The organism is Bartonella sp. AA83SXKL, from assembly GCF_042196965.1.
Lineage (GTDB): Bacteria > Pseudomonadota > Alphaproteobacteria > Rhizobiales > Rhizobiaceae > Bartonella.
The window spans coordinates 1-740 of sequence record NZ_JBHIRG010000169.1; the positions used below are offsets into that span (position 1 = coordinate 1).

The 740-nt window shown below is 42.7% G+C and carries 1 protein-coding gene and 1 pseudogene; one reads left to right on the top strand and one right to left on the bottom strand.

All coding sequences use genetic code 11. The features are described 5' to 3' along the window. A pseudogene (locus ACFINO_RS10370) lies at nucleotides 1–386 on the bottom strand (phage portal protein); the annotation flags it as partial. 175 nt (nucleotides 387–561) lie between these two features. On the opposite strand from ACFINO_RS10370, the gene ACFINO_RS10375 reads away from it, so the two are divergent. Continuing rightward, nucleotides 562–740, top strand: a 179-nt coding sequence (locus ACFINO_RS10375) for an Arm DNA-binding domain-containing protein (RefSeq protein ID WP_375655747.1), incomplete at its 3' end; no start/stop codon positions are given.

A 740-nucleotide genomic window follows, 5' to 3' on the forward strand; every position in this document is an offset into this window, starting at 1 on the left:
CCTTCCTCGACAATAAGCCCCCCTTTGGATTGGCTATTAAGGATATACATCACTTGACTAAAATATTTATTCGCCCACCGTTGTGGATCTTTTGTCGGGCGCACAACCCCATAAAATTGCCGTTCTATCTTGTCAAAATACCCCGTTATACACTCCCAACCCAATTGACCAGCTGGAACTAAAGGTTGATCGGGGGATTCAAGCAACTTTCTCCCTAAAAAAGCACGTCTTACAACCTTTTTATTGAAAGCTGCCCCTTGAATATCGGGCATCATGCACTGGAGCTGCTTAAATTCTTCCTCGCTATAATCACGAAGTTCTCCAGTGCTTAAATCGGGCGCTTTGTAATATCGCTCGCTTTCAAACCAACGGCATTCAACAAGCGTTCAAGGCATTGATTTATAATCATAATCTAGCGTTATTCATATTGAATGAGAACCCTGAATAACGTAAGATTCTCTCATCTTAAATCTGTGTATCTTGAATCAATTCATATCACTTGCTTGCACACCACAAGCGGGGCTGACGTGTGGGTAAAAACTATAGCAGAAAGGAGTAAAAATGGTTCTTATGAATCGTCTTAATGCAAGATCTGTCGCAACATTGGGAACTGGCAAATATAATGATGGTGCCGGCTTGCTTCTTCATAAGCGTAAAGATGGAGGTGCTCAATGGCTGTATCGTTATACCATTCATGGGCGGCGTCGCGAAATGGGCTTGGGTGCTTTAAGAGATGTCTC